The 12,943-nt window shown below is 52.8% G+C and carries 17 protein-coding genes and 1 other annotated feature; of the genes, 7 read left to right on the forward strand and 10 right to left on the reverse strand.

Features of this window, described 5'->3' with window-relative positions:
• Positions 1-71: 71 nt before the first annotated feature.
• Together J3A65_RS10870 and J3A65_RS10875 are read left to right on the forward strand one after the other, a co-directional pair.
• Positions 72-305 (forward strand): hypothetical protein, encoded by a 234-nt coding sequence (locus tag J3A65_RS10870; RefSeq protein ID WP_209901170.1) that lies wholly within the window; start codon positions 72-74, stop codon positions 303-305.
• 170 nt (positions 306-475) lie between these two features.
• A complete protein-coding gene (locus J3A65_RS10875; RefSeq protein WP_209901172.1) occupies positions 476-832 on the forward strand; it encodes a hypothetical protein in 357 nt (118 codons plus the stop codon).
• A gap of 77 nt (positions 833-909) precedes the next feature.
• Here J3A65_RS10875 and J3A65_RS10880 read toward each other — a convergent pair whose 3' ends face one another.
• Positions 910-1,164: a hypothetical protein gene (locus J3A65_RS10880; RefSeq protein WP_209901174.1), complete on the reverse strand. Its 255-nt coding sequence runs from the start codon at positions 1,162-1,164 to the stop codon at positions 910-912.
• Positions 1,165-1,304: 140 nt separating this feature from the next.
• On the opposite strand from J3A65_RS10880, the gene J3A65_RS10885 reads away from it, so the two are divergent.
• Entirely contained in the window at positions 1,305-1,538 is a 234-nt protein-coding gene (locus J3A65_RS10885) for a hypothetical protein (RefSeq protein ID WP_192077347.1), read from the forward strand.
• A 663-nt stretch (positions 1,539-2,201) separates the two neighbouring features.
• On the opposite strand, the gene J3A65_RS10890 is transcribed toward J3A65_RS10885, so the two are convergent.
• On the reverse strand, positions 2,202-2,585 hold the full coding sequence (locus J3A65_RS10890) for a hypothetical protein (protein WP_209901176.1): 384 nt from the start codon (positions 2,583-2,585) through the stop codon (positions 2,202-2,204).
• A 462-nt stretch (positions 2,586-3,047) separates the two neighbouring features.
• On the opposite strand from J3A65_RS10890, the gene J3A65_RS10895 reads away from it, so the two are divergent.
• Positions 3,048-3,260, forward strand: coding sequence for a hypothetical protein (locus J3A65_RS10895; RefSeq protein WP_209901168.1), 213 nt, complete (start codon positions 3,048-3,050; stop codon positions 3,258-3,260).
• 60 nt (positions 3,261-3,320) lie between these two features.
• Here the strand turns inward: J3A65_RS10895 and J3A65_RS10900 are convergent, their stop codons facing one another.
• From J3A65_RS10900 to J3A65_RS10935, 8 genes are all read right to left on the reverse strand, one after another.
• Positions 3,321-3,854, reverse strand: a complete 534-nt coding sequence (locus J3A65_RS10900) for a hypothetical protein (protein ID WP_209901178.1) — start codon at positions 3,852-3,854, stop codon at positions 3,321-3,323.
• Positions 3,855-4,115: 261 nt separating this feature from the next.
• Positions 4,116-4,979, reverse strand: coding sequence for a hypothetical protein (locus J3A65_RS10905; RefSeq protein WP_209901180.1), 864 nt, complete (start codon positions 4,977-4,979; stop codon positions 4,116-4,118).
• 334 nt (positions 4,980-5,313) lie between these two features.
• Positions 5,314-5,652 (reverse strand): hypothetical protein, encoded by a 339-nt coding sequence (locus tag J3A65_RS10910; RefSeq protein WP_209901182.1) that lies wholly within the window; start codon positions 5,650-5,652, stop codon positions 5,314-5,316.
• Between the two features lie 148 nt (positions 5,653-5,800).
• Positions 5,801-6,900 (reverse strand): IS3 family transposase gene (locus tag J3A65_RS10915; protein WP_209899056.1). Its coding sequence is split into 2 segments (ribosomal slippage): positions 5,801-6,648 and positions 6,648-6,900, totalling 1,101 coding nucleotides; the frame shifts between segments, so codons are not numbered across the junction.
• A 369-nt stretch (positions 6,901-7,269) separates the two neighbouring features.
• Positions 7,270-8,498, reverse strand: a protein-coding gene (locus J3A65_RS10920; RefSeq protein ID WP_209901184.1) for an IS3 family transposase whose coding sequence is annotated in 2 segments (ribosomal slippage) — positions 7,270-8,204 and positions 8,204-8,498 — 1,230 coding nt in all. Because the reading frame shifts where the segments join, the coding sequence is not laid out codon by codon here.
• Positions 8,101-8,217: a sequence feature (AL1L pseudoknot), on the reverse strand. It overlaps the preceding gene by 117 nt.
• A gap of 414 nt (positions 8,499-8,912) precedes the next feature.
• Entirely contained in the window at positions 8,913-9,263 is a 351-nt protein-coding gene (locus tag J3A65_RS10925) for a hypothetical protein (RefSeq protein ID WP_209901186.1), read from the reverse strand.
• Between the two features lie 82 nt (positions 9,264-9,345).
• On the reverse strand, positions 9,346-10,011 hold the full coding sequence (locus J3A65_RS10930) for a hypothetical protein (protein WP_209901188.1): 666 nt from the start codon (positions 10,009-10,011) through the stop codon (positions 9,346-9,348).
• Positions 10,012-10,128: 117 nt separating this feature from the next.
• Positions 10,129-10,398 carry a hypothetical protein gene (locus tag J3A65_RS10935; RefSeq protein ID WP_209901190.1) on the reverse strand — a complete coding sequence of 90 codons (270 nt, stop codon included), beginning with the start codon at positions 10,396-10,398 and terminating at the stop codon, positions 10,129-10,131.
• Between the two features lie 136 nt (positions 10,399-10,534).
• Here J3A65_RS10935 and J3A65_RS10940 point away from each other — a divergent pair, with 136 nt between their 5' ends.
• The 3 genes from J3A65_RS10940 (at position 10,535) to J3A65_RS10950 (ending at position 12,180) form a co-directional block, all read left to right on the forward strand.
• Positions 10,535-10,864 carry a hypothetical protein gene (locus J3A65_RS10940; RefSeq protein ID WP_209901192.1) on the forward strand — a complete coding sequence of 110 codons (330 nt, stop codon included), beginning with the start codon at positions 10,535-10,537 and terminating at the stop codon, positions 10,862-10,864.
• Positions 10,865-11,196: 332 nt separating this feature from the next.
• On the forward strand, positions 11,197-11,661 hold the full coding sequence (locus J3A65_RS10945; RefSeq protein ID WP_209901194.1) for a GNAT family N-acetyltransferase: 465 nt from the start codon (positions 11,197-11,199) through the stop codon (positions 11,659-11,661).
• A 177-nt stretch (positions 11,662-11,838) separates the two neighbouring features.
• Positions 11,839-12,180, forward strand: a complete 342-nt coding sequence (locus tag J3A65_RS10950) for a hypothetical protein (RefSeq protein WP_209901196.1) — start codon at positions 11,839-11,841, stop codon at positions 12,178-12,180.
• Positions 12,181-12,943: the final 763 nt, after the last annotated feature.

Below are 12,943 nucleotides of genomic sequence, written 5' to 3' on the forward strand. Positions count from 1 at the left end.
ACGGCGACGCAGCCGTTGCGATACCTTAGTTGACTACGTAACTTGCCTCATTAGACGAAGGAATAGCTGTCATGGGATCATCTGACCAGGTCGAAGTAGTCACTATCCACGTTCGCCTTCTCGATGAGCTAATTCCTGTATGGCGGCCGGTCAAGGCCGAAGCACTGGGCAATGGGTGCTTCGTCATCCTAGCCCAGGAGGTTCCGGAATTTGAAGAGTGGGAGTTTACCACAGGAGAAACAGTCACTGTTGAAGCTCATCTCGACAGGTCAGGTAACTACCTCAAAGCCATAGCTCGCTCTTAGTGGCTGGAAGTCAGCTTTGGGCCGAGAGGCGACCTCGGCGGCTTCGCGCCAATTGCAGACCTCAGGTTTTCGCTGCTACCGTAACGTTTCGCTCCGAAGTGGGCAGTGGGTCCATCATTCGTTCAGCGCAACGTGTTCGTAAGGTCCTCCTGCAGAACCGGAGTTATTAGATGAAGTTGTTTCTTGAGCTGCCTTACGATCCCTCTGGATATGGTGACTTCGGCGTCTCGTACATTGGCACCGAGGCTACGATCCACTTCCAATACCGTAGTGATGGGGCTGAACACGTTGGAGAGCTTCGGTTCGGTTGGTGCCTTTCGATCAACATAAACGGGCAATTAGATAAGCAGATTTCGCTGCCCTATGATCGCGTGATGGTACTCGAAGACCAGATCGGTTTTGATAAGAAGTTCCTACGGTTCGTGGTGATGTTCAGTGGGAGCGACTTCCAGTTCGATGTCTGCGCGAAGGAGTGTCGATTTGATCCTGACGTTAGGAAGTCCGATCTCATTCCTGAATTAGGATGATTGCAAAGATGGGGTTAGCCCCCCTATCAACGGCCGCAAAGGGCCGAAAGACGACGTCGACAAGCGCCACCATTGTTCTATTCGGTTGGCACGTCTAGCAGCCTCAGCCTCTCTTTTGCCTTAGAAATTGCCGCGAGTAGCTCGTCGAGATCAAGAAGATTTGGTCGCTCCACCACGTCATCTATGCTCTTCTGAGGCGAATAAAGGCTGACATCAAACTGTTCGCGACTCCGTTCTTGGCTAATGACCACCAACTCGCCGCTTGTGAAAAGGATTTCGGCAATTAGCTCTTCGTACTTAGTATCTGAACAAATCGTAATATTGTAATTCATGGTTATTTATTTTGCCGTTGAATTGTCGCGATTCATAGGTTTGTCCGCAACGGGCCGACAGGCGTCATCGCGGCGACGCAGCCGTTGCGATACCTTCATTGACGACGTAACTTGCGTTATTTGGGGGAGAAGTGGCTGTCATGGAATCATCTGACCAGGTCGAAGTAGTCACTATCCACGTTCGCCTTCTCGATGAGTCAATTCCTGTATGGCGGCCGATCAAGGCCGAAGCACTGGGCGATGGGTGCTTCTTTATTCTAGCCCAGGAGGTTCCGGAATATGAAGAGTGGGAGTTTACCCCAAGGGAAACAGTCACTGTTGAAGCTCATGTGGACAGGTCAGGTGACTACCTCAAAGCCATAGTTCGTTCTTAGTGGTCGGAAGTCAGCTTTGGGCCGACAGGAGACAGTGCCGCCATCGGGCAATTTCCTATTTTTCTACGGGCCTCACATGCCTTCAAGCTCGACGATCTCGGGGCCACTGCAGCGGAACGGCCCTGTTTGTGGTCATGTCTACGGCCTTCGAAGCGTTCTCTTCCACAAAGCGCCGCGCGTCTTTTAGAGTTGCCGGGTACTGCACACCGAGCCGATAGTATGGGAGGCCGTTTGAGATCAGGAATGATGCAACCTCCCAGCCCTTCACGTCACCAGATGACGGCGGACGGAAATCTGAGCCAGTGCGGTACGCGACACCAGAGCATCGTGGGCAGGTTTTCTGTGTCGCATCTGCAGGGCGTTTGAAAACTCGTTGGCAGTCGAGACACGCGTATTTGGTGAGCGAGACTTTCATTGGATAACCCAACGTTGGGGTGGTGCCGATAATTGCTCAATGGCGACGTTCTTGCAACTGCGGAACGACCGTTTCGGGCCAGAAGGCGACCTTCAGCTTTGCTCCCTGATGAGACCGTTTTGTTGCAGCAGCTAGGAGGGTGCGTGACGATCGTAATTCCGATTCGGCGACGCTGTCGACGCAATAGTCCGAGGATTAAGCCATCGAAAATGTTGAATAATGATGCTCACTCATGTCTGAAATATTGCTTACTTTATTCGTATGCGAAGAAATCCTTCAAGCAACGCCCAAACAAACGCCGCTGCCAAAAACATGATTATTCCAACATTGCCTTGCGCGAAACCACCAGGTAAGACAACCGCCTTGAAGCTTTGACCTACGATAAATATTATTGGGAAAATTACAATTGCCCATCTTATTTCTTTATTTATTATATCGGAATCGTTTTTATTTGAAAATGGTGTATATGTATAATTCGCATGCCTTATCCGCAAGGTTACAACAGCTGCTATACTCGCCAATCCACTAAGGTATATGATATTCGTGTATTGCTTGAGAAACGATAATACCATTACCGCTTCTACCAAAACGATAGTGTAAGTGATCGTATTTTTAACACCAGGTATAAGCATGGTTTCTCGTTCCATTAGCAGTGTTAGATCGCGGCTATGATGCGGTCTGATCAGAAACTTTGTCTTCGGATTGCGCCCCATCGTGCTTGTTTGTAGCGACCTTTGCCTTATCTGCAGATGAAGCCTTCACCATACTCGACAGACAAAATACGGAATGCGTGAACTTAGCAACTCCAATGATTGCTTGGGGCCGGAGCGACCACGACGCTGATACCCCAGAAGCCTCGAAGTAGTCATCGAGTTTGTTGCGACTCGTGGAAACTTTGGGCGCACAAAACAAGGTTCCTCTTAGTGCCTCCACACGCTCCGAGCCAAACGCACAGCGAACGTCTTACGGCGGTTCGTGATTTGATCGAGATGCGAGATAGCCTTGCGAACTGCCAAAGTCGGCTGTCGAGGTTCTCTTGGGACTATAAGGGCGAGCCCGTTCTTCTCACGCGGAAGGATGTAGAGGTCGTACTCATGTCATACCTCGAAGGCAGGCTCAGTTCGGACGACTTAGAGAAATGGGCCGATCACCTCGAACTGAGGGAGGATGTCGCCTACGAGATTGGACATCAGGAATGGATCAATCTCGTTCTTTGGACCTTGTCGGATCAGCAGTTAAACGGTGCGATATCCACAGCTACCGCTTCGCAACTGCTGTCAATAGACGAAGAGCAAGCCTCTATCTGACGTCTGCTCTGGGCCGATACTGTTGGAAAACTCGCTCCACTGGCTGCAGTGGCCAGATCGCTAGTCGTCTATCCGTACGCGGCCGCCTTCCATCACGATATGACGACCCTCTAACTCGACAAAGCGCCAATCCTCTTCTAGCGAGCCGTCTGGAAAAATTTGGAGGCGGTAATCGCCTGATAGCAGCAAGTCAGCCCCACCAACGTTATCTGCATGGGCCTCGATGACGATGAGTTGCTCTGTGGTGTTCACGAAGGACTTGGTTGTCTCGTCATAGCCTTTCAGAAGCGATGCAATTCTGATGAGCTGCAGGCTTCCCGATCTATGGTTGTCATCATCAACCTCTGATCCTTCAGCAGGACCGACAAAGCGATCTGATGTCCCCGTAAACACTCTATCCTTAACAACCAGACGCCACGGGCATTGAATATGTAGTGCGTAAGAACCGACAGTTCCTCGGCCTGAAGGATGCGGCTGAATCTCCCCAAAATGGAAAATCTTCATATCCGCAGCGTTGCGGGCAATACTCAATGGCAACCCCACCAGTACCTGAAGGCAACTTTCTAAGCGGATTTGGCTAGGGTTATCGGGCATCAAATGAACTCGGTTAAATGAGAACTTGGTGGGACTGGGCAGACCATTACACAGGATAAAATTGAAATCTATCGACCTCGCAATGCGGGTCTGCGTTCGGTTGCGGGTTGGAAGATCGGCATTCCACAACGTCCCAAATGGAATTGCATCGAACCGCTCGCCTGAGTACATTCAAGCCCATTCAAATAAAAAATTGGCTCGTTGTAAGCGTTGTTCCGCTCACACCTTGAATGAGGTGACTATGTCGCGGCACCAGCATCGCTAGCGTGAATGCTCGAAAGAATGCACACGCTGGTAGAGTGTTTGCTGAAGTTTGATCCAATCGTCTTTTGGCATAGGCTCATGCCTGAACGAAAAAGTCAGTCCATCGCGTATAAAGCGATTCTGGCATGATCGCGGATTTTTGTCGGTGGGCGGCATGCAGGCTGCAACTGCTACCAAGGCCCCCTCCTTATCGCGCTCCGCCACCGCCTCGTATCCGGGTTTTCGATAAGTTTCAGATGTCAACAAGCCTTCCAACCATCCCCTCGTCCGCTCGATTTCCTCGTCACCTATCCCGACGAGTATGCCCCAATAAGCATTACCGTAGCGGCTTATCTCTTTCCCAGATAGCGGGCGGAATGCCGGTTCGACCGCACGGAAATCCATGAGATAATTCCAGTAAGCCACGCTTGGCTCGTATTGGCTGCCAACAACCCACCGCGTGTCGTCGCGAATGAACACAAATTCCTCCGCGTTGCCCAAAGGGCCGCCGAGCAGACGGTTTCCTGTTTTGCACAGTATCGGCCAGCCAGTAGTGTCCTCCCCGCCACGTAAGTCACTCCGGAAACTCATGTGCCAATAAGACCAGTTATACACGGCGAGACTTGAGCCTTTATCGACGACCAAGACTGCGTGATAGATCGAGTTTTTCCCTCTCATGATAATTGGGGTAATATCCAACAAATTGCTCGCCGCCTGATATGAGCCTCCCATGCGGTAGGGGCTACTTTTAGGAACCTGGAGGCAGAAGGAGCGTCCTACCGCAATCTCTTGAGCGGCCGTCGACAGTCGATATGTGAATAGCAGCAGACTGAGAGCGATTGCAGTAAACACAACCACTGAAAAGAGGAATACCTTACGCACCGTCGAGCCTTCTGTTTGACGTTGGTACCTAAGCTATAGATCATCAGTTGTTCAGGTATTAAGAGGCTCTGATACGCACGACAGAAATTTGCGGCTACGCAATGGGTGCTTCGTCATTCTAGCCCAGAAGGTTCCGGAATATGAAGAGGGGGAGTTTACCCCAGGGGAAACAGTCACTGTTGAAGCTCATGCGGACAGGTCAGGTGACTACTTAAAAGCCATCGCCCGCTCTTAGTTGCTGGAAGTGAGCTTCGGGCCGAGAGACGACCACGACAGCTTCGCGCCAATAAATACTATGCCCGCCCACGAATTTGTCCTGAAAAAATTCGGACATCTACACGTCATACTTTGGCTTGTCGAAGTCATCAGGCTTTTTTGGTTTGGTCTCCTCTATCACAAACTGATTTGCTTCAACGTGATAGAAGCTTCCAAAGACCTTTTCGCTCGAATGCCGAGGCAGTTCATCAAAAGACCATGTGTTGGTGATTTTCCTCACGCCAAAGATGGATGCACATAGGGCTGCCGCATAGATGAAAATACCAATGGAAAGGCCCATGAGGCCGCAGTTATCGAGCAACCAATGCCCTATCGGTTGGGCTCGGGTGAGGCCTGCAAAGCAGACGAACAAAAACGAATAGAGGGCAGCTTGCGCAAGGCGGTAACGGGTCGGCATTAAAGAGCTTCTGGAATTTTAAATACTGCAACTGTAGTCTAGCGTTTTGCAAATCAGTTGTGAACGTCGGCGCAAATGAAAAGCGAGATTGACCTGAGACCCAATCTCCCTCCAGTTTTCGGGAGAGTCTTGGATTTTTAATCTGGCCTCATGCGGCCTGTTTTTCCATGGCCATTTTCATTGCGAATTCGCTGGGGGTGATATTGCCCAGCGACGAGTGCGGTCTGTTTCTGTTGTAATCCTCCTTCCATGCAGTGATTGCGGCGCGGGCCTGAGCGAGCGACGAGAACAGCGTCTCGTTCAGGCACTCGTCGCGGAAGCTGCCGTTGAAGCTTTCGACGAAGCCGTTTTGCATCGGCTTGCCGGGGGCGATGTAATGCCATTCGACCTTGCTCTCCTGGCACCATTTGAGGATGGCCATGCTGGTCATCTCCGTCCCGTTGTCCGAGACAATCGTCCTCGGTTTTCCGCGTCTGGCGATGAGACTATCCAGTTCACGGGCAAGCCTTGCGCCTGACAGGGATGTATCGGCGACCAGGCATAGGCATTCGCGGGTGAAGTCGTCAACGACGGCCAGGACCCGAAAGCGGCGACCGTCGGTGAAGGCATCGCTGACGAAGTCCAGGCTCCAGCGCTCATTGGGACGCGAGGGCAGAGCCAGAGGACGCCTTGTCCCCAAGGCTCGCTTCCGGCCGCCGCGCTTGCGCACCGTCAGCTTCTCCTCCCGATAAAGACGCCGAAGCTTCTTCAGGTTCATGACGATCCCCTGCCGGTCGAGCATGACGTGGATACGGCGATAACCGAAGCGGCGTCGTTCAGATGCCACCTTCTTCATCGCCTCACGAATGGCCGCATCGTCAGGCCGCACGCTGCGATATCGCATGCTCGACCGATCCACCGACAGAACCTCGCACGCCCGACGCTGGCTCACCCCATGCTGCGCACAGACATGAGCCACCGCATCCCGCTTCACATCGGGCGTCACCATTTTTTTGCAGCGACATCCTTCAGGATCGCATTGTCCAGCATGGCTTCGGCGAGCAGTTTCTTCAGCTTGGCATTCTCGTCCTCAAGCGCCTTCAGCTTGCGCGCATCGGACACGTCCATGCCGCCATACTTCGCCTTGTATTTGTAGAAGGTTGCGTCCGAGATGCCGTGCTTGCGGCAGACGTCCGCCGTCTTCGCGCCCGCCTCCTGCTCCTTCAATATCCCGATGATCTGTTCTTCCGTGAACCGTGAACGCTTCATTCGTCCGTCTCCTTGATGTGACGGACTCTACCAAAATCTGGAGGAAGGTCAGGGGCTCAGGTCAAGATTAACGGTCGTTTCGGGCCGATTACAAACGTTGCCACGACAATCAGGCCGGATAGTATCACCTACATCTGTAACTGGCTGGGAACAAGTAATGTCCTTCGGATTGGTAGCTTTGCTGCCATGTATCGCAATCATCGTTCTCACCTTGATCGTTCGCCAAGGTTTCCAGACATGGATGTCCATGCTGGTTGCTGGAGCGGCACTGGGCCTCGCTCTGTCACCTCTTCGACTTGGAGTAGCTCAGTCATGCCGGATCGATGAAAGTGAACCGCACCGGGTTTGCCGGAGGCCATTTCGTTTAAGTTATGCAGCCATAGCTGGTTCGTCCAGCATGGCGTAATACCGCTCTTCAGCTTCGGCTGGCGGTATGTTCCCGATGGGCTCCAAAAGCCGTCGATGGTTGAACCAGTCGACCCATTCCAAGGTGGCGAATTCTACCGTCTCGAAGCTCCTCCATGGTCCACGCCGATGGATGACCTCGGCCTTGTAGAGACCGTTGATCGTTTCTGCGAGGGCGTTATCGTAGCTGTCACCGACACTCCCGACGGACGGCTCGATGCCTGCCTCTGCCAGGCGTTCGGAATACCTGATCGAAACGTATTGAACACCGCGATCCGAATGATGCACAAGGCCGCCGCCATGCGCAGGACGCCGATCATGAAGTGCCTGCTCCAGCGCATCGAGGACGAAGCTTGCATGTGCTGTCCGGCTCGCCCGCCAGCCGACGATGCGACGAGCAAAGACGTCGATGACAAAGGCCACGTAGACGAAACCCTGCCAAGTAGCGACATAGGTGAAATCCGAAACCCACAGCCTGTTTGGCGCAGGGGCTTTAAACTGGCGGTTCACCCGGTCAAGCGGGCTTGGAGCCGTCTTGTCCGAGAACGTCGTGCGGATCGGCTTTCCCCGAATAACACCTTGCAGGCTCATCGACCTCATAAGCCGAGCAACGGTGCAGCGGGCGGCGTCGAAGCCTTCACGCTTCAACTGCCGCCAGACTTTACGAACGCCATAGACCCGAAAGTTCTGCTCGAAGACGCGACGGATCTCGATCTTCAGGCTGATATCGCTGCGGGCGCGGACCGACAGGCGATCCACGTCCAGTCGTTTGGCGACATTCTCATGGTAGGTTGATGGGGCAATCGGCAGCAGCTTGCAGATCGGCTCGACCCCGAACACGCTACGGTGTTCGTCGATGAACGAGATCATCGCTTGAAGGGGCGGTCGAGCTCCGCCATGGCGAAATATGCAGAAGCTTTGCGCAAAATCTCGTTGGCCTGACGAAGCTCCCGGTTCTCCCGCTCAAGAGCCTTCATCTTCTCGGCCACATCGCTCGGCAGGCCTGCTCGTTTACCGCTGTCGACCTCGGACTTCTTCACCCATTCATGCAGCGTGGCTGGCGAGCAGCCGATCTTGGCCGCAATAGATGAAACGGCAGCCCAGCGGGATGGATGCTCGGCTTCGTGATCCAGCACCATACGAATGGCACGTTGACGGACTTCAGGTGAAAACTTGTTCGTTGTCTTGCTCATGATGACTCCACTTTCTCAGAAGTTGGAGCCTCCGGCAAACCCGGTGCGGTTCAAAGTGAGTGTGTCGGGGCGACCGCATACTACTATTTAGTCCTCGCACTATGGACCCCCTTTGTTATCGTATTTTTGAGCCGCATAATCGTTGTGAATCGAGCGAAGCGATAGTGCTGATCATAGCAAGCGGCCGTCGCGCTTACACTGTGCGCAACGGGCGAAGGCCGTCATGACGCTGATGCGCCTGAAGCACAGATGCTCAAAAGTAGTCATAGGGTTTGTTTCAATACATGGTAGCTTTCAGGCTATCTGAGCAGGTTCCTCCGCAATGACGCCGAACTCTCCGAGCCAAGCTGACAGCGAACCTATCGAAGCGATACGCGATCTCATCGAGCTGCGAGACAGCCTTTCGAACCGTCACTAGTCGAAGCTCATTTCTTGGTAGAAGGTCCAGATACTGATGACGGAATCCGGGCGTTCAGACGTACTGTGCAGCGTCAGTAGGATTGGACCTGCCGCAGGGTCGTCCAATGAAAAGCGTGCGAAGATGACCCGGCTGCCGTCTTTGTGCACTCCCACGGCTACCTCGGGTCTTGGTTTAGACATCAGGCCTATTAGTAGTTGGGACGAATCTTCGAACTGTTCTTTCATAGATGCCGTATTCGAAAACTGGGTATCTGTAAGGAACTTGAATCGTTCCCAATCGACCGTTAATGCCGTCCTGATTACTTCAGACAGTCGCTGCCTCTCCAGCGAGCTTAGCTTATCCATGGTTTCCTCAATTTCAGTCGACCGGAAGCGCTTTCTCGTGTCTCAGAATAGGCGACATCGGACGGCCGATGTATCAGGCTGCTCACCTGACCTTGAGACGAAACTTCAAAGAGCGAAAGAAGGCTTGCGTCATCTCAATCTTGCTCTCGTTGAAAAGCAAAGCGATTGTTTCGTGTCTACCATTATCCGGCGGAAAATAACGCATGGCGACGTCGTCCGAAAAACGTGTCGCCGCCAGCGCCAGATTGATGTTCACTCGGGAATTGCTCGGCTCCGCGCTAGTCATCCAACTCACGAACAAGTCCCGCAGTTCATTCAAATCCCTTTTGCTGCAAAGAATCAGGGCATCCCAATAATTTAGAACAAGTCGAGCGGCTTCGTCGTCAAGACACGCATCCTGTAGGCTGACAATGGCACCTAGCCTGGATACGTTGGGAGCCGTTTTTACCTCAAACCGACGATGCTCCAACTGTCTGAGCGAACTCCGGCTAGGTATGACACCGCTATAGGATCGCACTTTGTTAACGCTCCCGGTGTCTTCAGAAAGAATTGAAAAGGGCTGTCCCGGCAGATGTCGCGCCGCGTCTAGAATTGCCGACAACGCGGCAGCCTCGTTACCCAGTTCCAAGTCGTAGATGCGTTCAGACCGAAGTTCTAATACCGCCAGTAGCAGTGGCTCAGGAAACTTCGCCGGAAACAAAAATGAATGCTTTCGTTCATTATAGTCCGTAGGTCTTATCAACAGCATTGGGGATACTCAACCTGCGAAGGTAGATCAGTCAATGAAACGCCAACTAATCATCAGTTCGCAAAGGGCCGAAAGGCGATCTCGGCACCTTCGCGTCAATATCAGACCGGTTGAACATCAGCGGACGTAAGGCAGATCGATCCCTTGCTCTGAACAGACCCGTTCATAGGATGCTTGGATAGCCAATAGATCGTGGAGCAGCACTTCGATCTCGTCACCGAGTTCAGCCAGGTCTTGCTTGGCAAGAAGCCTCTGCATTTGAGCAACCTGCGTCGTCATGCTGTGCAGCGTATCGCCTTGAAAGACGACTCCCGGATAATTCCTATCAGGCATTTGTACGACAGCGAAGTTGAACGGCGGTGTTAACATTGTCGCGTGGGAGGTCATAGTCGGCCCTGAATTTCTATAATGCACCATAGCATGACCGCGACGGGGCTCAAGCTGGCCTCGGCGACCTGTTCGCTAATTGCACGTATTCACCAATTGTCCTATCTCAATGGGTGCCGCAAATGGAACAAGCCTGATGCATCTTGTCGCTATGAAAATTATCGGGACCGTGTTTCGAGTTGAAGGGACGCCCTGGGATTACCACAACAACGTGCGACCTTTGGTCTTGGGCGTCGGTGGCTATTTCACATGCGAGGTCGTTTTGCCCAATTCAGGCGACGTGATCACAACAGTGCCTCAGCGAGCGGAGCTACATTTCTATCACGTCGTTCAGCTAGAGGACGCGATTGAAGAAATCGGACTCTATGACGGTCCTGGCAAGCTCGCTCTGAAATTTAGACCGCTGACCCTCTCGGACCTAAATGCGAGCAAAAACGACGAATCCAATTCTTCAGCAGTGGACTGATGCCGCAAGAGAGGACGTACATTATATTCGCCAAGATTATCTAAGTCACTTGATTTATTTACTCTTCGTCGTGCACGACGCTAACGACGCTTCGCCTACATTGCAAAGCCCTCGTTGCAGCGCGGCCCCTTATCGGTCAGCAGATTGTTGAAACAGTCGGTGCCAACGACTGGGAACTTTTTTTTCCGACCATGCAGCAATTTTAGCAACCCATTGCGCTACAATGACGGCTACGGGCCGGAAGGCGACAACGGTCTTCGACGGATTGCGCCAACCGCAAGCATTTCATTCGATTCGAATATACGCTCATCCATCGCCTTTGTGAGGAAGTTTTGGAAATCAAACTGCACCTAGCAAGCGAAGCCGAAAAAACTCAGGTTTGGGAGATGCTATCTACTTATCTTGACGAGCTAAGCCAGTATGCCGAGGTGGACCGCGAATACCGTTTCTTTGATAGCTACTGGGTAGACCGAGCCCGCTGGCCCTACATCATTGCCACTGGCAAACGCACCGCTGGGTTTGCACTCGTAAACACCTGGTCGCCTTCAGGGAACGGCACTGATTTTGCTGTTGCTGAGTTCTATGTGCTGCCGGAGTTCCGGGGCACGGGGGTTGGTGAGCGAGCGGTTGCCAGCCTTCTTGCTGCGCATTCTGGCATATGGGAAGTTAGCGTCATGGCGAATAACGCTGGCGCAAAGTCATTCTGGTTAAGGGCCTTGAAAACGGCAGGCGTGTCTGAGATCGAGACGGTCGATCTGGACCAGACTTGCGTCTATCGTTTTGCGAGTGCGTTATAGCAGTGTCACCGCTCAGGTCCGAGGAAGACGTTGACTGCTTTCTTTCGAATGGCGGCTTGGGCTCCAACGCCGTCACGGGCAAAACCATGCCATTGCGCCGGAAGAAGCCTGGAGGGACGCCTGTTGCAACAATTTCTCGGGCTCTAGGCCGGGTGAATAGAAATCAGAGGAGTGACGATGGAGCAGCGTCCTGGTATCATCCTGCGACTTCGCGCCAAGTATGCGCTGTACACCTACGCGAAGGTCGAGAAGCCCCACATGAAGCTGGTCCGGAAAATGCAGGCTTTGGAAGCCGAGCGAGAAGCTATTCTTGCGGCGGATCAGGAAAGGCGACGAGGTGGTGACACCAGTGGCACTTATACCGTTGGCAACGAAATGCTGCGCATCAACGACAAATTTGTTGAGCTGAACGCCGAATGGGAAACCCTCGATGCTCGTATGAAGGTAGCCTATGCGCGGGTTCAGGCTGTGTTGAAGGCGACTGGGTACGACAAAGCAGCTCGGGGACCGCTGCGGTGATAACGGACCTTTCCCCGATCACGAGCCCTTAGTCACCCTCGAAAACGAAAACGCTCTACGTTCATGTTTACAACGGCTGGAGGAAAGACCGGGACTGGTGAGGCTAATCCTGCTAGATCAAGTGACGACCATTGATACTCGACACGCGGCGTTTGTTTTAAGGAGGGGTAGTGGAGTTTCTAATTTTCACGGCACTCGTTTCGCTACCCTACCTTCTGGGGTGGGTGTTATTGGCGTTCCTCCCAGGTTGGCGGAGTTTGAGCGCTACTACGATAATTTTGGTTATCCTCATCAGGCTTGTCGCCGATGGAGAAAGTTACCAAAACGGCGGAGTGATGGGAGGACTCTTCGCAATCCTGGCTCTATTCGGGACGGGGCTTTTTGCCGGAGCTGTGAGTGCTGCACTCAGCATAATATTTCAGAAGACTCCCACACCACGAGTGCGCCCAATCTTTGTCCGTCTCGGATGCGCAGCTGTTATCTATCTGCTTTACGCTACTTGGAAGCCGTTTCGTGAGTTAGTATCGGGAATAGCCGTTGGGTGAGAAGCTGTAGCCGACCGCGCGGTCTATTTGATCTTCTGAATGCCTTCGCGCATCATCAGACTTCCTGGAGACAGTGCTTGACGAAGTACGACAAACGCTTCTCTTTCTCGCGACCTTCCAACAGCTCCTGGTAGTGGTTTCGAAGATTCTCTGCGGTGATCGATCCCGCAATCCACTCTTCGACAGCGTTTAAGTACGTGGGATCGTCCTCGAATTGC

It is taken from the genome of Rhizobium sp. PvP014 (assembly GCF_017876855.1).
In the GTDB taxonomy this organism is placed as follows: domain Bacteria; phylum Pseudomonadota; class Alphaproteobacteria; order Rhizobiales; family Rhizobiaceae; genus Neorhizobium; species Neorhizobium soli.

Bases quoted from the DNA above. Each gene is read 5' to 3' on its own strand.
- J3A65_RS10875 (WP_209901172.1), top strand. From the start codon at position 476: ATGAAGTTGTTTCTTGAGCTGCCTTACGATCCCTCTGGATATGGTGAC.
- J3A65_RS10885 (WP_192077347.1), top strand. From the start codon at position 1,305: ATGGAATCATCTGACCAGGTCGAAGTAGTCACTATCCACGTTCGCCTT.
- J3A65_RS10935 (WP_209901190.1), bottom strand. From the start codon at position 10,398: ATGACCTCCCACGCGACAATGTTAACACCGCCGTTCAACTTCGCTGTC.
- J3A65_RS10900 (WP_209901178.1), bottom strand. From the start codon at position 3,854: ATGCCCGATAACCCTAGCCAAATCCGCTTAGAAAGTTGCCTTCAGGTA.
- J3A65_RS10870 (WP_209901170.1), top strand. From the start codon at position 72: ATGGGATCATCTGACCAGGTCGAAGTAGTCACTATCCACGTTCGCCTT.
- J3A65_RS10880 (WP_209901174.1), bottom strand. From the start codon at position 1,164: ATGAATTACAATATTACGATTTGTTCAGATACTAAGTACGAAGAGCTA.
- J3A65_RS10910 (WP_209901182.1), bottom strand. From the start codon at position 5,652: ATGCCGACCCGTTACCGCCTTGCGCAAGCTGCCCTCTATTCGTTTTTG.
- J3A65_RS10940 (WP_209901192.1), top strand. From the start codon at position 10,535: ATGCATCTTGTCGCTATGAAAATTATCGGGACCGTGTTTCGAGTTGAA.
- J3A65_RS10930 (WP_209901188.1), bottom strand. From the start codon at position 10,011: ATGCTGTTGATAAGACCTACGGACTATAATGAACGAAAGCATTCATTT.
- J3A65_RS10925 (WP_209901186.1), bottom strand. From the start codon at position 9,263: ATGGATAAGCTAAGCTCGCTGGAGAGGCAGCGACTGTCTGAAGTAATC.
- J3A65_RS10895 (WP_209901168.1), top strand. From the start codon at position 3,048: ATGTCATACCTCGAAGGCAGGCTCAGTTCGGACGACTTAGAGAAATGG.
- J3A65_RS10890 (WP_209901176.1), bottom strand. From the start codon at position 2,585: ATGCTTATACCTGGTGTTAAAAATACGATCACTTACACTATCGTTTTG.
- J3A65_RS10950 (WP_209901196.1), top strand. From the start codon at position 11,839: ATGGAGCAGCGTCCTGGTATCATCCTGCGACTTCGCGCCAAGTATGCG.